The sequence below is a fragment of the Streptomyces sp. NPDC016562 genome, from assembly GCF_043076955.1.
Lineage (GTDB): Bacteria > Actinomycetota > Actinomycetes > Streptomycetales > Streptomycetaceae > Streptomyces.
In genome coordinates this window covers 115,805-138,004 of the sequence record NZ_JBIBRZ010000004.1, presented here as the reverse complement: position 1 = coordinate 138,004, position 22,200 = coordinate 115,805, and the positions used below count along the sequence as shown (strand labels likewise).

The following is a 22,200-nucleotide window of genomic DNA, read 5'->3' as shown; positions in this document are numbered from 1 at the left end:
TTTTGTCCGGCTTGTCACACCTTTCTCGCGGCGGACCCCGTGGGACGTTGCGGCGCGGAAGTCCTGCGTTGGAACTGCGAGGGAGAGGTGGGGCGGATGATCGCCGCCACGAAGAAGATCGCCGGCGGCCTGGCCGCCACGGCGCTGATCCTGGGGGCCGCCGGGTGCGGCGCCTCGGAGCCCGCCAAGTCCCCGGCTCCCGGGGCTCCGAAGGCGAAGGAGGGCGCCGCCGCCCCGGAGGCTCCCGGCAGCGTCAACCGGCCCATCGGAGACGGCTCGACCGCCTACACCGGCCCGCAGCCGAACGTACAGAAGGCGCAGAAGCTCAAGCCCGGCGAAAAGCCGCCGCAGTTCGTGGTGTTCTCGTGGGACGGGGCGGGCGAGGACAGCCAGAAGCTCTTCTCGCACTTCCGCGAGGTCGGCAAGAAGTACAACGCCCGGATGACGTACTTCCTCAGCGGCGTGTACATGCTCCCGGAGGAGAAACGTTCCCTCTATACCGCCCCGCAGCACGAGTCCGGCCGCTCCGACATCGGCTTCGGCGACCTCCAGGGCATCAAGGACACCGCCACCCAGGTCAGGGGCGCCTGGCTGGAGGGCAATGAGATCGGCACCCACTTCAACGGCCACTTCTGCGGACCCGACGGCGGCGTCGGGACCTGGTCCGTGGCCGAGTGGAAGAGCGAGATCAACCAGGCCAAGGCGTTCGTCAAGAACTGGAAGACCAACGCCGGCCTGAAGAGCATGGAAGCGCTCCCCTTCGACTACGACAAGGAGCTCGTCGGGGCCCGCACCCCCTGCCTCGAAGGCCAGAAGAACTTCATGCTGGCGGCGAAGGACATGGGCTTCCGCTACGACTCCAGCGGCATCAGCAAGCAGATCTGGCCCAAGAAGACCGACGGTCTGTGGGACATCCCGCTGCAACTGGTGCCCGTGCCGGGCCGCGCCTTCGAAACGCTGAGCATGGACTACAACTTCATGACGAACCAGTCCGGGACGACCTCCCAGGGCGACCCGGCACAGCACAAGTACTGGGGCGACCAGATGCGCGACGGCCTGCGGCAGGCCTTCGACCGCGTCTACCAGGGCAACCGCGCCCCGCTGATCATCGGCAACCACTTCGAGTCCTGGAACGGCGGCACCTACATGCGCGCCGTCGAGGAGTCGATCAAGTCCATGTGCACCCAGAAGGAGGTCCGTTGCGTGCCGTTCCGCGAGCTGGCGGACTGGCTGGACGCCCAGGACCCGAAGACTCTTGAGTGGATGCGCACGCTCGACGTCGGCGAGGCGCCGAAGGAGGGCTGGACGAAGTTCCTGACCGCGGGGCCGCCGCCCGCACCGCCGACGGCCCCCGCCGGGGTCAAGCCGGCTGCGGAGCCGGCTGCTGAAGGCACGGACGAGGGCTGACGGCCTGCGCCTTCGTCCCCTCGGCGTCCGCGCGGTCCTCGCGGTCTGCACGGTCCTCGTGGTCCTCGCGGTCCTCGCGCAGGATGAAATCGGGGTCGACCTGGCCCGCCAGGTCGGCCCCGGTCTTCGCGTTGCCCCAGCTCTCCGCGTTCTTGAGGTGGAAGCGCACCATCTGCTCGGTGTAGCGGACCCAGTCGCGGTGCGCGTAGGAGTCGTCGGCGGCGTTCTGGAGCTCCTGGAGCGCGAGCCGGTTGGTCGCCTCCAGCAGCTCGAACGGAGCCGGGCGGCCCTTCTCCATCGCCCGCACCCAGTCGGAGTGTCCGACGGTGACCAGCAGGTCCTCGCCCACTTCGTCCTGGAGGAACTCGATGTCCTCGGGGCCCTGCACCTTGTTGCCGATGACCTTGAGCGCGACCCCGAAGTCCCGGGCGTACTCCTTGTACTGGCGGTAGACGGAGACGCCCTTGCGGGTCGGTTCGGCGACCAGGAAGGTAACGTCGAAGCGGGTGAACAGGCCCGAGGCGAAGGAGTCGGAGCCTGCCGTCATGTCGACGACCACGTACTCGTCCGGGCCGTCGACGAGGTGGTTCAGGCAGAGCTCGACCGCGCCGACCTTGGAGTGGTAGCAGGCCACGCCCAGGTCGGACTCGGTGAACGGCCCGGTGGCCATGAGTCGTACGGGCTCCCCGTCGAGCAGCACCGTCCGCGCGCACGCCTCGTACACCGGGTTGTCCTCGGTGACCCGCAGCAGGCGCGACCCGCGGCCGGGCGGCGTGGTCTTGATCATCGTGTCGGCGGACGCGATGCGCGGATTGGAGCCCCGCAGGTACTCCTTGATCAACGGGAGGTGCGCGCCCAGGGCGGGAAGTGCGGCGGCCTCGTCCTCGCCGAGGCCGAGCGCGGCGCCCAGGTGCTGGTTGATGTCGGCGTCCACCGCGACGACGGGGGCCTCATTGGCGGCCAGGTGGCGGATGAAGAGGGAGGACAGCGTGGTCTTGCCGCTGCCGCCCTTTCCTACGAAAGCGATCTTCATGTTCACCAAGGGTAGTGGGTTCGTAGCTGGGTGTTGTCAAGGCGAGTGAAGAAGACCACTCCAAGGAGGGGTCGGTGCCGGGGGTGCGCAGTGCGTAGGCTCCCTACTTATGAGTAGCGCTTCTGACCCGTTGGTCGCCCTGGCCGGGCTGCCGGGTGTCGCCGAGTCCGTGGATTCCGTACGCAAGGCCGTGGACCGGGTCTACGGACACCGGGTGATGCGCCGCCGCAGCGGCGAGATCACCTCGGAGGCCGCCCTGCGCGGGGCGCGCGGAAGCGCGGCGCTGTCCGGCGCGGACTGGGCGCTGGAGGAGGTGCGGCGACGGACCGACTTCGGGTCGGAGCCGGAGGCGCTGACGGTGGGCGCCGCCCTGCGGCTCACGGCGGAGGCCGGGCAGCTGCTGAGCATCTGGCGCCAGTCGCCGCTGCGGGTGCTGGCGCGCCTGCACCTGGTGGCATCCGGTTCGACGGCCCAGGGAGACGTCGTGGGCCGCCCCCGCCTGGCCGGCGAGTCGGTGGTGGAGCCCCTCGTGGACCTCCCGCTGCCCAGTGCGGAGGAAGTCGCGGGCCGCCTGGACGGCCTGTCGCGCCTGATCATCGCGGGCGGTTCCGCCCCGGCCCTGGTCACGGCGGCGGTGGTCCACGGCGAACTGCTGGCCCTGCGCCCGTTCGCCTCGTACAACGGGCTGGTCGCCCGCGCCGCCGAGCGCATCGTCCTGATCAACAGCGGTCTGGACCCGAAGGCGATCTGCCCGGCGGAGGTCGGCCACGCGGAACAGGGGCGCGAGGCGTACCTGGCGGCGTTCGGGGGCTACGTCTCCGGCACTCCGGAGGGGATGGGTGCCTGGATCGCCCACTGCGGGCGGGCGATCGAGCTCGGTGTCCGCGAGTCGACCGCGGTCTGCGAGGCCCTGCAGCGCGGCGCGGCCTGAGGTTTCACGACCGATTTCGCCCGGACATGGGTTGCGGCGACACCGTACTGCTGTGGTGTCGCCGCTGGCATTTACGCCTAGTTACCAAGCGTCCTCGATGGTTGCCCATCAGGTCGGGGACTTTGCCCGTTACCTGGTGCGGCTGGCCCGTAATCGACGGGTCGACGTCGCGTGGGTGCCAGGCGTTCATGCTTCGGTCCGTGGGCCTTACTGCGTTTTAAAGATGATCCTCTCGGATGTTCTTTGGTCTCGCGGGCCGTTGCTTTATTTGTACTCCGCTTGGGAGCCATGCGAAAGCCCTGGCTCCACTTTTTACTTTCGGGGCGAGTCCGGCGAACCGGACAGCCCTTATCTCCGCAGGCCGGGACATTCAGGCGGAGCGGGCGGCGGCGGCCAGAGCGCTGGCCCGGCGCCGGCTGGCGTACCAGACCAGCCCGGCCGTGGCGGCGGCCGCACCGACGGCCGCCGCGGCGACCAGCGCCGGACGCGTCGGCATCGACAGTCCGGGCAGTCGCTGCTTCAGCCGTACGGGCCGGCTGAAGACGAGGACCGGCCACTCGCGCGCGACCGCTTCCCGCCGCAGTGCCCGGTCCGGGTTGACGGCGTGCGGGTGTCCGACCGCCTCCAGCATGGGGACGTCGGTGGCCGAGTCGCTGTAGGCGTAGCACCGGGAGAGGTCGTAGCCCTCGGACTCCGCGAGCTCGCGCACGGCCTCCGCCTTGGTCGGTCCGTAGGCGTAGTACTCGATCTCGCCGGTGAAGCAACCGTCCTCGCCCACGACCATGCGCGTGGCGACGACCCGGTCCGCACCGAGCATCTCCCCGATCGGCTCGACCACCTCCGCGCCGGAGGTCGACACGATGACCACGTCGCGGCCCGCCATGTGGTGGGCCTCGATCAGGGACGCGGCCTCGTCGTAGATGATCGGGTCGATGAGGTCGTGCAGGGTTTCCGCGACGATCTCCCGCACCTGCTGCACGTTCCACCCCTTGCAGAGGGCGGACAGGTACTCCCGCATGCGTTCCATCTGATCGTGGTCGGCGCCGCCGGCCAGGTAGATGAACTGCGTGTACGCGGTGCGCAAGACGGCTCGCCGGTTGATCAGGCCGCCTTGGTAGAAGGACTTGCTGAACGTCAAGGTGCTCGACTTCGCAATGACCGTCTTGTCCAGGTCGAAGAAGGCGGCGGTGCGAGGCGAGGAGTGCGGCAAGGGCTGATTTTCCACGCCCCGAGCATATGCGCCCACCATTCGGCGTAAGGTGTGGCGCGTGGGTTTGCCTGAGAAGGCTCTCGGGTACACCATGGAAGTCACGGATCGTTCGCGACCGTGCTAACCCGGTCTGGCTCCTCCCCCCCGAGTCGGACCGTGGGGACGACCCCCGCTCTCCCCCCCGGCGGGGGTCGTCGCATGTCCGGACGCGGTTCGCGTCCCTGCCTTCGGTCCCACGTGACCATCTCTCCGGCCCTTCCTCTTGTGCGGGCCGACGCGGCGAAGGCCCTCACCCCCTCCAACCCGTGACGCTGCGTAGTGGTTCCGCAGCGCTCTGGAACTCACCGGTGAGGGTGACCGGGTTATTCACAATCGGCCGGTTGTCCACAGTTATCGAGCAAGATCCACTTCTTTTTCCTGATCGCTGCACGGTGATTCCAGCCGCGAAGTCCGTGGCGCTGGATTTGCAGGGAGAGGGAGGCGGAGATCATGGCTCGATCGAAGTCGTGCGAAACGCCGGGGTCCGGGGCGGCCGGAAGCAGCCCGGGGGCCGGGACGGGGGCGGCAACCGTATCCGCAGCCGGTGGCGGGCGGCCCCTGATCATCACCGAGGATCCGCTGCTGCTCGACGACCTGCTGAGGCTGTGCGCGGCCGCGGGCGCCGAACCGCACGTGCACCACGGCCTGCCCGAGCAGAGCGGGGCAGGGGGCAGCCCCGGCGCAAGTGCCGGGGAGGTCGCGGGAGTCGGGTGGGAGTCCGCCCCCCTCGTACTGGTCGGGGACGACGCCGCGCGGCGGGTGCGCGGGGCCCCGCGCAGGACCGGGGTGTTCCTCGTCGGCCGGGACCTGGACGACCCCCTCGTATGGCAGCGCGCCGTGGAGATCGGCGCGGAGGAGGTGCTGCGGCTCCCCGACGCCGAGAGCCGGCTCGTCGACCGCATCGCCGACGTGGTCGAGGGAGCCGGACGGCCCGCCCTCGCCGTCGGGGTGATCGGCGGCAGTGGCGGGGCGGGAGCCTCCACCCTCGCGTGTGCCCTCGCCGTCCGGGCCGCCCGCGCCGGAGAGCGCACCATCCTCATCGACGGCGACCCGCTGGGCGGGGGCATGGACGTACTGCTCGGGGGCGAGGGCGCCGAGGGCCTGCGCTGGCCGGACTTCGCGGGCTCGCGGGGACGGGTGGGGGCCGGAGCGCTGGAGGAGTCCCTCCCCGAGATGCACGCCCTGCGGGTGCTGAGCTGGGACCGCGGGGACCGGGTGGTGGTGCCGCCCGCCGCGATCCGGTCGGTGGTGGCCGCCGCGCGCCGCCGGGGCGGGGTCGTGGTGGTCGACCTCCCGCGGCGGGTGGACGAAGCGGTGGCCGAGGTGCTGGCGCAGCTCGACCTGGTGCTGATGGTGGTGCCGGGCGAGCTTCGCGCGGTGGCTGCCGCGGGCCGGGTGGCGGCCGGGGTGCGCATGGTGGCCCGGGACGTGCGGGTCGTCGTACGGGGCCGCTGCCCGGCCGGACTCGATCCCGAGGCCGTGGCCCGGCTGTTGGGAGCGCCGCTCGCCGGTGAGGTGCCGGTCGAGGTGGGGCTCCCGGGGCGGGTGGCCGAGGGGGAACCGCCGGGAGCGCAGGGGCGGGGCGCGCTGGCCCGGTTCTGCGACGGCTTCTGGCAGCGGGCGCTCGGCCCCGCCCAGGGAGTGCCGGCATGAGCGCGGTGCTGCTGGACGCGGTGCGCCGGCGCCTCGCCGAGAGCGGGGCGGAACCGACTCCGGCGCGGGTGGCGGCGGCCCTGCGGGCCCAGGGCCGACTGCTGGGGGACGCGGAAGTGCTGGGTGTGGCCGCCGAGTTACGGTCCGAGCTGGTCGGCGCCGGCCCGCTGGAGGCGCTGCTCGCCGATCCCGAGGTCACCGATGTGCTGGTGGCGGCCCCGGACCGGGTGTGGGTGGACCGCGGTGGCGGGCTGGAGCTGACCGGCGTGACCTTCGCCGACGCCGAGGCGGTGCGCAGGCTCGCCCAGCGGTTGGCGGCCGTGGCGGGGCGGCGGCTGGACGACGCCCGGCCCTGGGTGGACGCCCGGATGCCGGACGGCACCCGGCTGCACGCGGTACTGCCGCCGGTCTCCGTCGGATCGGCCTGCCTTTCGCTGCGCGTGGTGCGGCCGCGGGCCTTCACGCTGGAGGAGCTCGTCGCGGCGGGGACCCTGCCACCCGGCGGGCACCGGCTGCTGCGCGACATGATGGAGGCCCGGCTGTCGTTCCTCGTCTCCGGTGGGACGGGCACGGGCAAGACCACCCTGCTCAGCGCCCTGTTGGGGCTGGTCGGCCCGGGGGAGCGGATCGTCCTGGCCGAGGATTCGGCCGAGCTGCGCCCCGACCATCCGCATGTGGTGCGGCTGGAGACCCGGCCGGCCAATCAGGAGGGGGCGGGCCTGGTCACCCTGGCCGATCTGGTCCGCCAGGCGCTGCGGATGCGGCCCGACCGGCTGGTGGTCGGAGAGGTCCGGGGCGCCGAGGTGGCCGACCTCCTCGCCGCCCTCAACACCGGGCACGAGGGCGGATGCGGCACGGTCCACGCCAATGCCGCGGCCCACGTCCCGGCCCGGCTGGAGGCCCTCGGAACGGCCGCGGGGCTCGACCGGGCGGCCCTGCACAGCCAGTTGGCGGCGGCGTTGACCCTGGTGCTCCACCTGGTCCGGGACCGGGAAGGGCGGCGCCGGGTGGCCGAGGTGCACGTGCTGGAACGGGACGCCGCCGGCCTGGTGGTCACCGTACCGGCGCTGCGCTGGGCCGCTCGGGGCTTCGTACGGGAGCGGGGCTGGGAGCGGCTGCGGCCGCTGCTGCGAGGTGCCCGATGAGCGCCGTGGCGGCGCTGCCGGTGCCGGTGTTCGCCGGGGTGCTGTGCGCCGGCGCGGCGGCGTGGGGGCTTGCCGGGGGTGACCGGGTCTCCCGGCGGGCCCGGCTGGTGCTCGCCGGGGGCGGCCCGCAGATCGCACCTGGACCGGGAAAGCGGGAGCGCCTGTTCGTCGCCGTACGGGTACGGGCGGTGCGGTGGCGGGAGTGGGCCTGCCTCGTGGCCGGGCTGGTGGTCGCGGCGCTGGGCGGTTCCGTGCTCCCGCTGGTGGCGGGAGCGGTCGCGATGCCGCTGGTGCGGCGGTGGCTGCGCGTGCGGTCGCGGGAGCGGGCCCGGGCCGCGCGGGCCACCGAGGTGGTGGCCCTGTGCGGGGCGACGGCGGGAGAGCTCAGGGCCGGAGCCCAGCCCGGGCAGGCGCTGACGGCGGCGATGCGGCGCTCGGCCGCCGGCCCGGGCGGGCCGGGGGCGGCCGAGGCGGGGGTGCTGGCCGCCGCCGCGTTCGGCGGGGACGTGCCCGGGGCGCTGCGTCAGGCGGCGCGGGAGCCGGGCGCGGAAGGGCTGGCCGGTATGGCCGCCTGCTGGCGGGTGTCGGTGGACGGCGGCGCCGGACTGGCCGCCGGACTGGACCGGCTGGAAGGGGCCCTGCGGGCCGAGCGGGACCGGCAGGAGTCGCTGCGGGCCCAGCTGGCGGGAGCGAGGTCGACGGTGGTGGTCCTGGCCCTGCTGCCGTTGGTGGGCCTGCTGATCGGGACGGGTCTGGGCGCGGATCCTCTGCGGGTGCTGCTGCACACCCCGATGGGGTGGGGCTGTCTGCTGGCGGGTGCGGTCCTGGAGGCGCTGGGGCTGCTGTGGTGCCGGCGGATCGTACGGGCGGGGGAGCGGTGATGGCCGGCTTCGTCGTCCACAGGCTGGGGATCGCGCTGTGCCTGGCGGTGGTGGCGCTCTGCATCCTCTCGGCGGTGACGGCGCGGATCCGGGGCCGGGCCGTCCGGTGTCGGACCAGGGCCTTGTTGGGTGCGCCGGTGCCCCTACGGAGGCCGGTGCTCGGCGCCGGAGTGCGGGACGCACTGATGGCATGGGCCGGGCCCGCCGGGGCGCTGCTGGCGGGCTGGCTGCTCATCGGCGGCGTGACGGGCCTGGCCGCCGGAGCCCTGGCCGCGCTCGGGGTGCGCCGGTGGCAGGCCCGGGCGCGGCCCCCGGTCGGTGTGGATCCGAGGGAGGCGGAGCGTCAGCTGCCGTTCGCGGCCGATCTGTTGGCGGCCTGCCTGGCGGCCGGGGCGGGTCCGGTGGAGGCCGCGGAAGTGGTGGGCGAGTCGCTGGGCGGTCCGGTGGGCGAGCGGCTGGCGCGGGCCGGGGCGGAGTTGCGGCTCGGCGGCGAACCGGGCGCCGGGTGGGGGAGGTTGGCGCAGATACCCGGCGCCCGGGAGCTCGCGGAATGCCTGGAACGGGCCGCCTGGACGGGGGCGCCCGCGGCGGAACCGGTCTCACGGCTCGCGTCGGCGCTCCGGGAGGACCGGGCGCGCCGGGCGGGAGCCAGGGCGCAACGGCCGGCGGTGCTGGTCACCGCACCGGTGGGCTTGTGTTTTCTCCCCGCTTTTCTCGCGATCGGGGTCGCGCCGGTGGTGATCGGTATGGCCTCAGGACTCCTTTCGAACACCTGAAGTCCCATTGATCGCCTCCATCACCTGCATGGCCTACATCAGCGACATCAACAACATCGACAACGGAAATCCACAGGAGGTTGCCATGAGGATCATCTGGTTTCGCGTACGGACGGCGCTGAGCCGTCACGGAAGCGACGCGGGGATGTCCACGTCGGAATACGCCATGGGCACGATCGCGGCGTGCGCATTCGCTGCCGTTCTCTACAAGGTGGTGACGAGTGAAGTCGTGGCCACAGCCCTTCAGTCGACCATCGGGAAGGCGCTCGATGTGCCGTTCTGAGGGTAGGTCACGGGCCGTTCACGAAATGCGGGACAGCGGATATGTGACGGCTGAGGCAGCCCTGGTGATCCCGGCCCTGGTGCTGTTCGCGGCGCTGCTGGTGTGGGCGCTGATGGCAGCCGCGGCCCAGATCCGGTGCGTGGACGCGGCGCGGGCCGGCGCCCGGGCGGCGGCCAGATCGGAGCCGGTGGAGGTGGCCGTGGCGGCGGCGCGGGCGGCCGCCCCGCCGGGGGCGCGGGTGGAGCTGGAGCGGGTCGGCGACCTCTGGCAGGTCCGGGTGGCGGCGCCCGCGCCGGGGCCGAACGGGCTGCCGGTGCGCCTGGGCGCCCGGGCGGTCGCCCTGGCGGAGGACAGCGTGGGGCCGCCGCCGTGAGCCGGTACGGGGGCCGGGACCGGGGCTCGGCCACGGTCTGGGCGGCGCTGGTGGCGACGGTGCTGGGCGCGGTGTTCGGCGGGGTGCTGCTCCTCGGCCAGGCCGTCGTGGCCCGCCACCGCGCGGCGGCGGCCGCCGACCTGGCGGCGCTCGCGGCGGCGGCCGGCTGGGCCCACGGGCCGCAGAAGGCCTGCGCCGCGGCGCTCAGGGTGGCGCGGGCGCAGGGAGCGGAGCTCGGCGTATGCCGCCTGGGGGGTGAGGTCGCCGAGGTCAGGGCCCGGATCGCGGTGGGACCGTTCACCGCCACGATGGGGGCGCGCGCGGGTCCGCCGCTGGCGGCGGCGCCCTGAGCGCCCGGCTCAGGGGCCAGGGGGTCGCAGCGGGCCCATGGGGTGACCGGTGGGCCAGGAGGGGGTCAGGGCCCGTTCAGAGCGCGGGAGGAGGGGTGTCCGGGGATTGGGCGAGGAGCCGGGAGAGGAGGCGGATGGCGCCGCGCTTGTGGAGGGGGTCGTTGCCGTTGCCGCACTTGGGGGACTGGATGCAGGAAGGGCAGCCCGCCTCGCACTCGCAGGCGGCGATCGCGTCGCGGGTCGCCGTCAGCCAGGCGCGGGCCGTGTGGAAGGCGCGCTCCGAGAAGCCGGCGCCGCCGGGGTGGCCGTCGTAGACGAAGACCGTGGGCAGGAGGGTGTCGGGGTGCAGCGGCACGGAGACGCCGCCGATGTCCCAGCGGTCGCAGGTGGCGAACAGCGGGAGCAGGCCGATGGAGGCGTGCTCGGCGGCGTGCAGGGCGCCGCCGAGGATCTCCGGACTGATCCGGGCCTCGTCGAGCTGGTCCTCGGTCACCGTCCACCACACGGCGCGGGTGCGCAGGGTCCGGGGCGGAAGGTCCAGTTTGGCCTCGCCCAGGACCTCGCCGGTGATCAGTTTGCGCCGTAGATAGGAGACGACCTGGTTGGTGACCTCGACGGAACCGAAGCAGAGCCGGGCCGAGCCCCACGGGATCTCGGTCTCGGTCTCCAGGATGGAGATGGAGGTGGTGTCGCGGGCGGTGGTGGAGAAGGGCGGGTTCGCCTCCTCCACGAGAGCCACCGAGTCCTCCAGGTCCAGGTGCTGCACGAGGTAGGTGCGGCCCTGGTGCAGGTGGACGGCCCCGTCGTGGACGGCGGTGTGGGCCGCCGACTCGTCGACCGTGCCCAGCAGCCGGCCGGTCGCGGCCTCGACGATCTGCACCGGGCGGCCACCGCCGCCCCGGATGTCGGTCAGGTCCGAGGCGCGCTCCCGCCGGGTCCAGTGCCAGGCCGTCGCCCGGCGGCGCAGCAGCTTCGCCGCTTCGAGCTGGGGCAGGAGGTCCTCGGTCGCCGGGCCGAACAGTTCCAGGTCCGCCTCCGTCAGCGGCAGCTCCGCCGCCGCCGCGCACAGGTGGGGGGCCAGGACGTACGGGTTGTCGGGGTCCAGGACGGTGGCTTCCACCGGTTGGCGGAACAGCGCCTCGGGATGGTGGACGAGGTAGGTGTCCAGGGGGTCGTCCCGGGCGATCAGCACGGCCAGGGCGCCCTGGCCCGCCCGTCCGGCGCGGCCGGCCTGCTGCCACAGGGAGGCACGGGTGCCCGGGTAACCGGTGATCAGGACGGCGTCCAGGCCCGAGACGTCCACGCCCAGCTCCAGGGCGGTCGTGGCGGCCAGGCCCAGCAGCTCGCCGGAGTGCAGGGCCCGCTCCAGGGCCCGGCGCTCCTCGGGCAGGTAGCCGCCCCGGTAGGCGGCGACACGCCGGACGAGGGAGCGGTCCACATGGGCGAGCCGTTCCTGGGCGATCACGGAGATCAGCTCGGCGCCGCGCCGGGAGCGGACGAAGGCGACCGTGCGGACTCCCTGTACGACCAGGTCGGTCAGCAGGTCGGCGGTCTCGGCGGTGGCGGTGCGGCGTACCGGGGCGCCCCTCTCGCCCCGCAGCTCGGTGAGCAGCGGGGGCTCCCACAGGGCGAAGACCACCTCGCCGCGCGGGGAGGCGTCGTCCGTGATCTCGATCACCCGCATGCCGGTCAGCCGGGACGCGGCCGCCGCCGGGTCGCTGGCGGTGGCGGAGGCCAGCAGGAAGACCGGCTGCGAGCCGTAGCGGGCGCACAGCCGCCGCAGCCGGCGCAGGACCTGGGCCACGTGCGAGCCGAAGACCCCGCGGTAGGTGTGGCACTCGTCGATCACGACGTAGCGCAGGGAGCGCAGGAAGGAGGACCAGCGGGGGTGGGCCGGGAGGATCCCGCGGTGCAGCATGTCGGGGTTGGTCAGGACGTAGTTCGCGTACTGGCGTACCCACTCGCGTTCCTCGACGGGCGTGTCCCCGTCGTAGACCGCGGGCCGTACGGCGTTGCCCAGCGGGGCGGCCAGCTCCCGTACGGCGCGCCGCTGGTCGGCCGCCAGGGCCTTGGTGGGGGCCAGGTACAGGGCGGTCGCGCCCCGGCCGTTCGGGGCCTCGGCGCCGTCCGCCAGGGCCGAGAGCACGGGCGCCAGGTATGCCAGGGATTTGCCGGAGGCGGTGCCGGTGGCGACGACCACGGATGCGCCGTCCAGGGCGTGCTCGGCGGCCGCGGCCTGGTGCTCCCACGGGTGTTCGATTCCGGCGGCCTGGATGGCGGCTACGACATCCGCTCGGATGCGGTCGGGCCACACTGCATGACGACCCTCCCGAGGGGGCAAGTGCTCCGTATGGGTGATGCGCGCAGCTCGGGAAGGCCCCCGTGACAGGCGGTCCAGGACCGTGCCGGGGGTGGGTCGGTGGTCCGCGGTTGCCGTGGGCCGACCGGGACGGTGAGTATGGGCCATCGGAACCGAGTGTGTCACCGGCTTGCGGGACAATGGTCCGAAGGCGTCGTGCGCGCCTGCCGGTAAGTGATTGAATGCCATCGCGGCAGCCAATCCCTCGCCCACCTTCGGGTGGGGAGGCCCCTGGGGGGCGCCGCTCGATAGCAAGGTGCTGGAGGATCCGTGGACCTGTCCCTGTCGACTCGCACTGTCGGCGACCGTACGGTCGTAGAGGTCGGTGGCGAGATTGATGTGTATACCGCGCCCAAGCTGCGCGAGCAGTTGGTCGAGTTGGTGAACGACGGCAGCTACCACCTGGTTGTCGACATGGAGCGAGTGGACTTCCTCGACTCCACCGGCCTCGGTGTGCTCGTGGGAGGCCTCAAGCGCGTTCGTGCGCACGAGGGCTCGCTGCGTCTGGTGTGCAACCAGGAGCGCATCCTGAAGATCTTCCGAATCACCGGTCTGACCAAGGTGTTCCCCATCCACACCACGGTGGACGACGCCGTCAACGCCACCGACTGACGGCTCCAGGCGGTCTTCCGGCGGCCTGCGGGCCCCCGGGGAACCGACGAGGAGAGAAGGGGTACCGGGCCACGGGTGGCCCGGGCCCCTGTCAAGGCACGCCCGTAGTCCGAGGGGGACGCGCATGGCCACCGTTGAACTGCGCTTCAGCGCCCAGCCCGAACACGTCCGGACGGCCCGCCTGGTCGCGGCCGCCGTGGCGCGCCGGGCCGGTGTGGAGGAAGCCGTCCTCGACGAGGTCCGCCTCGCCGTGGGCGAGGCCTGCTCGCGTGCCGTCGGACTGCATCGCAGCAACGGACTGACCGCGCCCGTCCGGGTGGTGCTGACCGAGGAGGACAAGCTGTTCTCCATCGAGGTCGGCGACGAGGTGCCCGGTCCGGGCGGCGGCCCGGGCGACACCGTCTCGGGCATCGACGCCGTCCTGGACGCCGACGTCGAAGCCGAGGACGAGATGGGTCTCGCCGTGATCAGCGGGCTCGTCGACGACGTCGAGGTGACCACGGGCGAGTCGGGCGGGACCATCCGCATGAGCTGGCCCGTCTCCGGAGCCTCCGACCTTCCGTGAGGTCCGCCCTTCCGTGAGGTCCGCCCTTCCGTGAGATCCGCCGCGCACAGCCGCCCGTAAGATCCGCCGCGCGCGCGACCATCGTATCTTCGGATCTTTATCAAGGCCCTGCCGAGCAGGGCCTTTTTCATTTCTCTAGATCAAATGATCAGGCGTCAATGCCTTTGCCCCATTACCGCTTTCGAGGGTAATGGAGTGACGCGATCTATTGCTGAGAAGCGAGAGCGCGCCAATTCCGCTTCCTGCGCACTGTTTTGATCGGGGAACGCTCCCTACAATCCGTCCACATCTTGAGCTCATCACGTCAAGGAGGACGAATGACGGGGCTCTTCACCCCTATCGCGCCGGACCGCACCACTGATCTGGCAGCCGCAGTACTCACCGATGACAATCGGCTCATCGTGATCGTCATTGCGGTCGTGGCACTCGCCGCGCTCGTCGTCGCGCAGATCCTGGTCCGCCAGGTCCTCGCCGCCGACGAGGGAACCGACAGCATGAAGAAGATCGCCGCCGCCGTCCAGGAAGGCGCCAACGCCTACCTGGGACGGCAGTTGCGCACCCTCGGCGTCTTCGCCGTCGTGGTCTTCTTCCTTCTCTTCCTGCTCCCCGCCGACGACTGGAACCAGCGGGCCGGACGATCCGCCTTCTTCCTCGTCGGCGCCCTCTTCTCCGCGGCCACCGGTTACATCGGCATGCGCCTCGCGGTCCGCGCCAACGTCCGCGTCGCCGCGGCCGCCCGCGAGGCCACCCCGGCCGAGGGCGAACCCGCCAAGGACCTGACCGAGGTCTCCCACAAGGCGATGAAGATCGCCTTCCGTACGGGCGGCGTGGTCGGCATGTTCACCGTCGGCCTCGGCCTCCTCGGCGCCTCCTGCGTCGTCCTGGTCTACGCCGCCGACGCACCCAAGGTCTTGGAGGGCTTCGGCCTCGGCGCCGCCCTGATCGCGATGTTCATGCGCGTGGGCGGCGGCATCTTCACCAAGGCCGCCGACGTCGGCGCCGACCTGGTCGGCAAGGTCGAGCAGGGCATTCCGGAGGACGACCCGCGCAATGCCGCGACCATCGCCGACAACGTGGGCGACAACGTCGGAGACTGCGCCGGAATGGCGGCCGACCTCTTCGAGTCCTACGCCGTCACCCTGGTGGCCGCGCTCATCCTCGGCAAGGCCGCCTTCGGCGACCTGGGCCTCGCCTTCCCGCTGATCGTCCCCGCGATCGGCGTGATCACCGCGATGATCGGCATCTTCGCGGTCTCCCCGCGCCGGTCCGACCGCAGCGGCATGACCGCCATCAACCGCGGCTTCTTCATCTCCGCCGTGATCTCCCTGGTGCTGGTCGCGATCGCCGTCTACGCCTACCTGCCGGCCACCTACAAGGAGCTCGCGGGCGTCGAGAACCCCGCGATCACCAACCACTCCGGTGACCCGCGCGTCCTGGCCGTCGTCGCCGTCGCCATCGGCATCGTGCTCGCGGCCCTGATCCAGCAGCTCACCGGCTACTTCACCGAGACCAACCGGCGCCCCGTCCGGGACATCGGCAAGTCCTCCCTCACCGGCGCGGCCACCGTCGTCCTCGCCGGCATCTCCGTCGGCCTGGAGTCCGCCGTCTACACGGCGCTGCTCATCGGCCTCGGCGTCTACGGCGCGTTCCTGCTCGGCGGTACGTCGATCATGCTCGCGCTCTTCGCTGTGGCCCTGGCCGGCACCGGCCTGCTCACCACCGTCGGCGTCATCGTCGCCATGGACACCTTCGGGCCCGTCTCCGACAACGCCCAGGGCATCGCGGAGATGTCGGGCGACGTCCAGGGCGCCGGCGCGCAGGTCCTGACCGACCTGGACGCCGTCGGCAACACCACCAAGGCCATCACCAAGGGCATCGCCATCGCCACGGCCGTGCTCGCCGCGGCCGCGCTCTTCGGCTCGTACAACGACGCCATCGCCACCGCGGTCAAGGACGTCGGCGCCAAGGCCGGGGAGATGAACCTCAGCCTCGACATCGCCCAGCCCAACAACCTGGTCGGGCTCATCCTGGGCGCGGCCGTCGTGTTCCTGTTCTCCGGCCTGGCCATCAACGCGGTCTCCCGCTCCGCGGGCGCCGTGGTCTACGAGGTGCGCCGCCAGTTCCGCGAGCACCCGGGGATCATGGACTACAGCGAGAAGCCGGAGTACGGGCGCGTCGTCGACATCTGCACCAAGGACGCGCTGCGCGAGCTCGCCACGCCCGGCCTGCTCGCCGTCCTCACCCCCATCGCCGTGGGCTTCTCCCTCGGCGTGGGCGCCCTCGGCTCCTTCCTCGCCGGCGCCATCGGCACGGGCACGCTGATGGCGGTGTTCCTCGCCAACTCCGGTGGCGCGTGGGACAACGCGAAGAAGCTCGTGGAGGACGGTCACCACGGCGGCAAGGGCAGCGAGGCCCACGCCGCGGTCGTCATCGGTGACACGGTCGGCGACCCGTTCAAGGACACCGCCGGTCCCGCGATCAACCCGCTGCTCAAGGTCATGAACCTGGTGGCGCTGCTGATCGCCCCCGCCGTCGTGCAGTTCAGCTACGGCGAGGACACCAGCCCGGCCGTACGGGCCGTGGTCGCCGTCCTCGCGATCACCGTCATCATCGGCGCGGTGTACATCTCCAAGCGCCGGGGCATCGCCGTCGGCGAGGAGTCCGACGGCGGAGCCGCCGAGCGGGTGGCCCAGTCGGCCGACCCCGCGACGGTCTCCTGACCCGAGCACGGGCAGCAGGACGGGCAGAGCCGGGCAGGGCCGGCCGTACGCCCGAACGGCGGACAGGCGGCGCGGACTGACGCGCCGTCTGTCCGCCTTTGTGCGTGGCCTGATGGCGGCCGTGTATCTTCCGGGCCGAGAGCCTTCGAAGGGACCAATCCGGTGAACAAGAAGCTTGCGGCCGCGTTGTCGGGCAGTGCGGTGCTGATGCTCGTCCTGTCCGGCTGCGGCGGGGACGACGGCGACGAGAAGGCCAACGCCTGGGCCAAGAAGGTCTGCGACCAGTGGCAGCCCGAACTCAAGAAGATCGAGACGGCCAACGCCGAGATCAAGCGGGTGGCGACCGAGAGCAGTAAGCCCGAGGAGGTCCAGAAGGCCGACTCGGCGGCGTTCGGGACCATGACGGAGTCGTACAAGGAGATGGGGAGCGCCCTGCGGGAGGCGGGAGTTCCGCCGGTCAAGAACGGCCAGGCGACGCTGGACTCGGCGGTCAAGGGCTTCGAGGCGGCCTCCAAGGGCTACGCCGACCTGAAGACGAAGATGGACGCCCTCGACCCCAAGGACCAGACGAAGTTCGCCGACGGCCTCAAGGAGGTCGCGGGCGGCCTGGAGGAGGCCACCAAGGGCGGCAAGGACGCGGCGGCCACGCTGAACGCGGGCGGTCTGGACAAGGCGATCAACAGCCAGAAGGGCTGCCAGGTCGCGGCGCCGTCGCCCTCGCCGAAGTAACGCGCCGAGCCGGTACGCCGGTCAGGGCATCCGGTACGCGGTCGGGTCGGCCGTACGCCGGTCAGCCCGGCCGGTACACCGAGTCAGCCCGGCCGGTACGCCCGCCAGGCCCGCCGCGTACGTCCGTCAGGGCGGCCGGGGTCCCGCAAGGGGCCCGCGGCCGCCCTTTCGCACGTCCGGGCCCGGGCTGACCCGCAGGACGGGCCCCAGCGGACACAATGGACCCGTGAGTACCAGCAGCCTTCCCACGCCCGCCCACGCCGCCGAGCTCCGCAGCGCCCTGCTGGCCGCCGGTTTCACCGCCGACGGCCTGCTCGACCTGCTCGGCGCCCCCGCCTACGCCGCGCTGGCCCGCAGCGAGACGGTGCCCGCCCTGCGCGCCACCCGTGGCGGCGGCGACAGCCCGCTCGCGAGCCTGGTCCTGCTGTTCCTGCTCCAGCAGCCCGTGCCGTACGTGCACGCCGCGGCCGCGCTGCCCATCGAGGCGGCCCTGGCCGACGGCTGGCTGCGCAGCGAGGGCGACGAGGTGCACGCCACCGTCGACGTACGCCCGTACGGGGGCCCCGACGGCGAGGACTGGTTCATCGTCTCCGACCTCGGCTGCGCCGTCGGCGGGGCCGGCGGCATCGGCAGCCGGGGTCGCCAGCCGGGCACGGGGGTGGTCCTCGGGGTCGGCGGCGCCTCCACCACCCTGGCCGGGATCACCGTCCGCACCCCGGTCGGCTCCGCCCTGGACCTCGGCACCGGTTCGGGCATCCAGGCCCTGCACGCCGCCCAGCACGCCACCCGGGTCACCGCCACCGACGTCAACCCCAGGGCCCTGGAGTTCACCCGTCTGACGCTGGCCCTGTCCGGCGCGCCCGAGGCCGAGCTCCTCACCGGGTCGCTCTTCGAGCCGGTCGGCGAGGCCACGTACGACCTGATCGTCTCGAACCCGCCGTTCGTGATCTCACCCGGCGCCCGGCTGACGTACCGCGACGGCGGCATGGGCGGCGACGACCTGTGCCGGACCCTGGTCCAGCAGGCCGGAGCCCACCTCAACCCGGGCGGCTACGCGCAGTTCCTCGGCAACTGGCAGCACGTGGACGGCGAGGACTGGCAGGACCGGCTCCGCTCCTGGGTGCCGCGCGGCTGCGATGCCTGGATCGTGCAGCGTGACGTACAGGACGTCACGCAGTACGCGGAGCTGTGGCTGCGCGACGCGGGCGACCACCAGAGCGACCCCGCCGAGTACGCGCGCCGGTACGAGGACTGGCTGGACGAGTTCGAGGCGCGCAAGACGAAGTCCGTCGGCTTCGGCTGGATCACCCTGCGGCGTTCCGACGCGCCCGAGCCCTCGATCGTGATCGAGGAGTGGCCGCACACGGTGGAGCAGCCGCTCGGCGACAGCGTCCTGGCCCACTTCGCCCGCCAGGACTACCTGCGCGAGCACGACGACGCGGCCCTGCTGGAAGCCCGTTTCACCCTGGCCGCGGAAGTGGTCCAGGAGCAGGTCGGCGCGCCCGGCGCGGAGGACCCGGAGCACGTCGTGCTCCGGCAGCACCGCGGGATGCGGCGCGCCACCAAGGTCGACACCGTGGGCGCGGGCTTCGCCGGAGTGTGTGACGGCTCACTGCCCGCCGGCCGGATCCTGGACGCGATCGCGCAGCTGATGCAGGAGGACCCCATCGTCCTGCGGGACCGCACCCCGGAGGCCATCCGGATGCTCGTGGAGCAGGGTTTCCTGGAGCCCGTGGCGGGGCCCGCGCAGTAGCCGGCACCGGAATGTAACCCGGGGTTCGCCCGCTGTATCCCCCCGGCTGGCAGTGTCCTGCGCAGCGGGATCCGGGGGGATCCCGAGGGTGGCCCGGGGGAAGAGGGGAACCGCGGGGAAACGGTCCGGCGATCTTCGCCGCGACGGTGTTCCCGCAGTTCGGGGCCGCTCAGCAGGCCAGGACGGGGGCGCGCGCCCCACACCGTGCACCGGTGGCGGGAGGCGCGCGCCCCGTCGTGGTCGTACCGCGGCCGCGGCCGGTCGGCGGCTCCGGCCGGGTCCTCGCGCCACGGCGCGCCGCGCGGGGGCGGTGCGGGGCTGCGACCGGCCCGGATCGGGCCCTCGGGGGCGGCGCGGGAGCGGGGCCAGACGGCCCCCCGGCCACCCGGCCCGGTGATCGGGAAGGCTCCGCCGCGACATCCGGGCGGCAGAAACCGCACTTGTCGGGTTACCGTTCGAGTGGCCGTTGCGGGCTTCTGCCGTTTGACACGGGGGCGGGTTGTACCGTCACACTCCGCAGCGTCGCCGTACTGCGACCGAGTGCCGACCGGAGAGAAGAGCCAAGTTGTCCCCGACTAGCGAGACCGCAAAGGGCGGCCGCCGACTCGTCATCGTCGAGTCCCCAGCCAAGGCGAAGACGATCAAGGGCTACCTCGGCCCCGGATACGTCGTCGAGGCGAGCGTCGGGCACATCCGCGACCTCCCGAACGGCGCGGCCGAGGTTCCCGACAAGTACACCGGCGAGGTCCGCCGCCTCGGCGTGGACGTCGAGCACGACTTCCAGCCGATCTACGTCGTCAACGCCGACAAGAAGGCCCAGGTCAGGAAGCTCAAGGAGCTGCTGGCCGAGTCCGACGAACTCTTCCTCGCCACCGATGAGGACCGCGAGGGCGAAGCCATCGCGTGGCACCTGCAGGAAGTCCTCAAGCCCAAGGTCCCCGTCCACCGGATGGTCTTCCACGAGATCACCAAGGACGCGATCCGCGACGCCGTCGCCAACCCGCGCGAGCTCAACCAGCGCATGGTCGACGCCCAGGAGACCCGCCGCATCCTCGACCGCCTCTACGGCTACGAGGTCTCGCCGGTCCTGTGGAAGAAGGTCATGCCGCGGCTGTCCGCCGGGCGCGTCCAGTCGGTGGCCACCCGCCTCGTCGTCGAGCGGGAGCGCGAGCGCATCGCCTTCCGCTCCGCCGAGTACTGGGACCTGACCGGAACCTTCTCCACCGGGCGTGCCGGTGACGCGTCCGACCCCTCGACGCTGACCGCCCGCCTGAACACGGTGGACGGCAAGCGAGTCGCGCAGGGCCGCGACTTCGGCTCGAACGGGCAGCTCAAGAGCGAGGTGCTGCACCTCGACGAGGCGAACGCGCGGGCGCTCGCCGCCGCCCTGGCGGACACCTCGTTCGCGGTCCGGTCGGTCGAGTCCAAGCCGTACCGCCGTTCCCCGTACGCGCCCTTCCGTACGACGACGCTCCAGCAGGAGGCCTCGCGCAAGCTGGGCTTCGGTGCGAAGGCGACGATGCAGGTGGCGCAGAAGCTGTACGAGAACGGCTTCATCACCTACATGCGTACGGACTCCACCACGCTGTCCGACACCGCGGTGTCGGCGGCTCGGGCGCAGGTCACGCAGCTCTACGGGGCCGACTACCTGCCGGAGAAGCCGCGCGTCTACGCCGGCAAGGTCAAGAACGCGCAGGAGGCGCACGAGGCGATCCGGCCTTCGGGTGATCGTTTCCGCACGCCCGCCGAGACGGGTCTGACCGGCGACCAGTTCCGCCTCTACGAGCTGATCTGGAAGCGGACCGTCGCCTCCCAGATGAAGGACGCGGTCGGCAACAGCGTCACCGTGAAGATCGGCGGCACCGCGTCGGACGGCCGGGACGCCGAGTTCACCGCCTCCGGCAAGACGATCACCTTCCACGGCTTCATGAAGGCGTACGTCGAGGGCGCGGACGACCCGAACGCGGAGCTCGACGACCGCGAGAAGCGCCTTCCGCAGGTCGGGGAGGGCGACGCGCTCGCCGCCGAGGAGATCACGGCGGACGGCCACTCGACCAAGCCGCCGGCCCGCTACACCGAGGCCTCGCTGGTCAAGGAGCTCGAAGAGCGCGAGATCGGCCGCCCGTCGACGTACGCGTCGATCATCGGCACGATCCTGGACCGCGGCTACGTCTTCAAGAAGGGCACGGCGCTCGTGCCGTCCTTCCTCTCGTTCGCCGTGGTGAACCTGCTGGAGACGCACTTCGGCCGGCTCGTCGACTACGACTTCACCGCGAAGATGGAGGACGACCTCGACCGCATCGCGCGGGGCGAGGCCCAGTCCGTGCCGTGGCTGAAGCGGTTCTACTTCGGCGCGGAGGACGCCTCGGAGGTCGTACCGGCCGACGGTGACGCGCTCGGCGGCCTGAAGGAGCTGGTCACGGACCTCGGCGCGATCGACGCCCGGGAGATCTCCTCCTTCCCGGTCGGCGAAGGCATCGTGCTGCGGGTCGGCCGCTACGGGCCGTACGTGGAGCGGGGCGAGAAGGACGCGGAGGGCCACCAGCGGGCCGACGTGCCGGACGACATGGCTCCGGACGAGCTGACGGTCGAGTACGCGGAGGAGCTGTTCGCGAAGCCGAGCGGCGAGTTCGCGCTCGGCAAGGACCCGGTCAGCGGGAACGAGATCGTCGCGAAGGACGGTCGCTACGGGCCGTACGTGACGGAGATCCTGCCCGATGGCACGCCGAAGACGGGCAAGAACGCGGTCAAGCCGCGGACGGCCTCGCTCTTCAAGTCGATGAGCCTGGACACGGTCACGCTGGACGACGCGCTGAAGCTCATGTCGCTGCCGCGCGTGGTCGGCGTCGACGCGGAGGGCGTGGAGATCACGGCCCAGAACGGCCGCTACGGCCCGTACCTGAAGAAGGGCACGGACTCGCGGTCCCTGGAGACCGAGGACCAGCTCTTCTCGATCACGCTGGACGAGGCCCTGGCGATCTACGCGCAGCCGAAGCAGCGCGGCCGCGCCGCGGCCAAGCCGCCGCTGAAGGAACTGGGCACGGACCCGGTGAGCGAGAAGCCGGTGGTGGTCAAGGACGGCCGCTTCGGGCCGTACGTGACGGACGGCGAGACGAACGCGACGCTGCGGCGGGACGACGACGTCGAGACGATCACGCCGGAGCGGGGCTACGAGCTGCTCGCGGAGAAGCGGGCCAAGGGCCCGGCCAAGAAGACGGCGAAGAAGGCCCCGGCCAAGAAGGCCCCGGCGAAGAAGGCGACGGCGACGAAGACGGCCGCCGCGAAGAAGACGACGGCGGCGAAGAAGACGACCGCCAAGAAGGCGACGGCCAAGAAGACCGTGGCGAAGAAGGCGGCCACGACCCCGGCGGACGAGTAGCC

General features: G+C 72.2%; 18 protein-coding genes. 15 read left to right on the top strand and 3 right to left on the bottom strand.

The genetic code is table 11. The features are described from left to right. Positions 1-96: 96 nt before the first annotated feature. On the top strand, positions 97-1,407 hold the full coding sequence (locus ACF059_RS19060; RefSeq protein WP_392058442.1) for a hypothetical protein: 1,311 nt from the start codon (positions 97-99) through the stop codon (positions 1,405-1,407). On the opposite strand, the gene ACF059_RS19055 is transcribed toward ACF059_RS19060, so the two are convergent. Further along, entirely contained in the window at positions 1,361-2,440 is a 1,080-nt protein-coding gene (locus ACF059_RS19055) for an ATP-binding protein (RefSeq protein WP_392058439.1), read from the bottom strand. The genes ACF059_RS19060 and ACF059_RS19055 overlap by 47 nt on opposite strands. Before the next feature lie 109 nt (positions 2,441-2,549). On the opposite strand from ACF059_RS19055, the gene ACF059_RS19050 reads away from it, so the two are divergent. Further along, the gene (locus ACF059_RS19050; RefSeq protein ID WP_392058436.1) at positions 2,550-3,371 is read left to right on the top strand and encodes an oxidoreductase; all 822 of its coding nucleotides are present in this window, start codon (positions 2,550-2,552) and stop codon (positions 3,369-3,371) included. Between the two features lie 370 nt (positions 3,372-3,741). On the opposite strand, the gene ACF059_RS19045 is transcribed toward ACF059_RS19050, so the two are convergent. After that, entirely contained in the window at positions 3,742-4,620 is an 879-nt protein-coding gene (locus tag ACF059_RS19045) for an HAD family hydrolase (RefSeq protein ID WP_392058433.1), read from the bottom strand. Positions 4,621-5,070: 450 nt separating this feature from the next. Here ACF059_RS19045 and ssd point away from each other — a divergent pair, with 450 nt between their 5' ends. The 7 genes from ssd to ACF059_RS19010 all read left to right on the top strand — a co-directional run bounded on the left by ssd (position 5,071) and on the right by ACF059_RS19010 (position 10,081). Next, the gene (gene ssd, locus ACF059_RS19040; protein ID WP_392058431.1) at positions 5,071-6,273 is read left to right on the top strand and encodes a septum site-determining protein Ssd; all 1,203 of its coding nucleotides are present in this window, start codon (positions 5,071-5,073) and stop codon (positions 6,271-6,273) included. After that, positions 6,270-7,418, top strand: a complete 1,149-nt coding sequence (locus ACF059_RS19035) for a TadA family conjugal transfer-associated ATPase (protein ID WP_361946033.1) — start codon at positions 6,270-6,272, stop codon at positions 7,416-7,418. The genes ssd and ACF059_RS19035 overlap by 4 nt, the downstream gene beginning before the upstream one ends. Then, positions 7,415-8,299, top strand: a complete 885-nt coding sequence (locus tag ACF059_RS19030) for a type II secretion system F family protein (protein ID WP_392058428.1) — start codon at positions 7,415-7,417, stop codon at positions 8,297-8,299. The genes ACF059_RS19035 and ACF059_RS19030 overlap by 4 nt, the downstream gene beginning before the upstream one ends. Further along, positions 8,299-9,075 (top strand): type II secretion system F family protein, encoded by a 777-nt coding sequence (locus ACF059_RS19025; protein ID WP_392058425.1) that lies wholly within the window; start codon positions 8,299-8,301, stop codon positions 9,073-9,075. The genes ACF059_RS19030 and ACF059_RS19025 overlap by 1 nt, the downstream gene beginning before the upstream one ends. An 85-nt stretch (positions 9,076-9,160) precedes the next feature. Continuing rightward, the gene (locus tag ACF059_RS19020) at positions 9,161-9,358 is read left to right on the top strand and encodes a DUF4244 domain-containing protein (RefSeq protein ID WP_366866376.1); all 198 of its coding nucleotides are present in this window, start codon (positions 9,161-9,163) and stop codon (positions 9,356-9,358) included. After that, positions 9,345-9,731 carry a TadE family type IV pilus minor pilin gene (locus ACF059_RS19015; protein WP_392058422.1) on the top strand — a complete coding sequence of 129 codons (387 nt, stop codon included), beginning with the start codon at positions 9,345-9,347 and terminating at the stop codon, positions 9,729-9,731. Before ACF059_RS19020 ends, ACF059_RS19015 begins: the two co-directional genes overlap by 14 nt. Beyond that, positions 9,728-10,081, top strand: coding sequence for an Rv3654c family TadE-like protein (locus ACF059_RS19010; protein ID WP_392058419.1), 354 nt, complete (start codon positions 9,728-9,730; stop codon positions 10,079-10,081). The genes ACF059_RS19015 and ACF059_RS19010 overlap by 4 nt, the downstream gene beginning before the upstream one ends. 76 nt (positions 10,082-10,157) lie before the next feature. Here the strand turns inward: ACF059_RS19010 and ACF059_RS19005 are convergent, their stop codons facing one another. Then, on the bottom strand, positions 10,158-12,629 hold the full coding sequence (locus tag ACF059_RS19005) for a DEAD/DEAH box helicase (protein WP_392058416.1): 2,472 nt from the start codon (positions 12,627-12,629) through the stop codon (positions 10,158-10,160). Between the two features lie 81 nt (positions 12,630-12,710). On the opposite strand from ACF059_RS19005, the gene bldG reads away from it, so the two are divergent. From bldG to topA, 6 genes are all read left to right on the top strand, one after another. Further along, positions 12,711-13,052: an anti-sigma factor antagonist BldG gene (bldG, locus tag ACF059_RS19000; protein ID WP_030028781.1), complete on the top strand. Its 342-nt coding sequence runs from the start codon at positions 12,711-12,713 to the stop codon at positions 13,050-13,052. 124 nt (positions 13,053-13,176) lie between these two features. Continuing rightward, positions 13,177-13,617: an ATP-binding protein gene (locus ACF059_RS18995; protein ID WP_360895053.1), complete on the top strand. Its 441-nt coding sequence runs from the start codon at positions 13,177-13,179 to the stop codon at positions 13,615-13,617. A gap of 317 nt (positions 13,618-13,934) precedes the next feature. Then, a complete protein-coding gene (locus tag ACF059_RS18990; protein ID WP_392058413.1) occupies positions 13,935-16,337 on the top strand; it encodes a sodium-translocating pyrophosphatase in 2,403 nt (800 codons plus the stop codon). 162 nt (positions 16,338-16,499) lie between these two features. Beyond that, the gene (locus ACF059_RS18985; RefSeq protein ID WP_392058410.1) at positions 16,500-17,066 is read left to right on the top strand and encodes a small secreted protein; all 567 of its coding nucleotides are present in this window, start codon (positions 16,500-16,502) and stop codon (positions 17,064-17,066) included. 226 nt (positions 17,067-17,292) lie between these two features. Beyond that, complete coding sequence (locus ACF059_RS18980; protein WP_392058407.1) at positions 17,293-18,819, top strand: methyltransferase; 1,527 nt, start codon at positions 17,293-17,295, stop codon at positions 18,817-18,819. A gap of 565 nt (positions 18,820-19,384) precedes the next feature. Continuing rightward, positions 19,385-22,198 (top strand): type I DNA topoisomerase, encoded by a 2,814-nt coding sequence (gene topA, locus ACF059_RS18975; RefSeq protein WP_392058404.1) that lies wholly within the window; start codon positions 19,385-19,387, stop codon positions 22,196-22,198. Positions 22,199-22,200: the final 2 nt, after the last annotated feature.

What these genes read in the sequence shown, in the direction of transcription:
- ACF059_RS19060 (WP_392058442.1), top strand. Translation starts at nt 97, where the DNA reads ATGATCGCCGCCACGAAGAAGATCGCCGGCGGCCTGGCCGCCACGGCG.
- ACF059_RS19055 (WP_392058439.1), bottom strand. Translation starts at nt 2,440, where the DNA reads ATGAAGATCGCTTTCGTAGGAAAGGGCGGCAGCGGCAAGACCACGCTG.
- ACF059_RS19050 (WP_392058436.1), top strand. Translation starts at nt 2,550, where the DNA reads ATGAGTAGCGCTTCTGACCCGTTGGTCGCCCTGGCCGGGCTGCCGGGT.
- ACF059_RS19045 (WP_392058433.1), bottom strand. Translation starts at nt 4,620, where the DNA reads ATGGTGGGCGCATATGCTCGGGGCGTGGAAAATCAGCCCTTGCCGCAC.
- ssd (WP_392058431.1), top strand. Translation starts at nt 5,071, where the DNA reads ATGGCTCGATCGAAGTCGTGCGAAACGCCGGGGTCCGGGGCGGCCGGA.
- ACF059_RS19035 (WP_361946033.1), top strand. Translation starts at nt 6,270, where the DNA reads ATGAGCGCGGTGCTGCTGGACGCGGTGCGCCGGCGCCTCGCCGAGAGC.
- ACF059_RS19030 (WP_392058428.1), top strand. Translation starts at nt 7,415, where the DNA reads ATGAGCGCCGTGGCGGCGCTGCCGGTGCCGGTGTTCGCCGGGGTGCTG.
- ACF059_RS19025 (WP_392058425.1), top strand. Translation starts at nt 8,299, where the DNA reads ATGGCCGGCTTCGTCGTCCACAGGCTGGGGATCGCGCTGTGCCTGGCG.
- ACF059_RS19020 (WP_366866376.1), top strand. Translation starts at nt 9,161, where the DNA reads ATGAGGATCATCTGGTTTCGCGTACGGACGGCGCTGAGCCGTCACGGA.
- ACF059_RS19015 (WP_392058422.1), top strand. Translation starts at nt 9,345, where the DNA reads ATGTGCCGTTCTGAGGGTAGGTCACGGGCCGTTCACGAAATGCGGGAC.
- ACF059_RS19005 (WP_392058416.1), bottom strand. Translation starts at nt 12,629, where the DNA reads ATGGCATTCAATCACTTACCGGCAGGCGCGCACGACGCCTTCGGACCA.
- ACF059_RS18995 (WP_360895053.1), top strand. Translation starts at nt 13,177, where the DNA reads ATGGCCACCGTTGAACTGCGCTTCAGCGCCCAGCCCGAACACGTCCGG.
- ACF059_RS18990 (WP_392058413.1), top strand. Translation starts at nt 13,935, where the DNA reads ATGACGGGGCTCTTCACCCCTATCGCGCCGGACCGCACCACTGATCTG.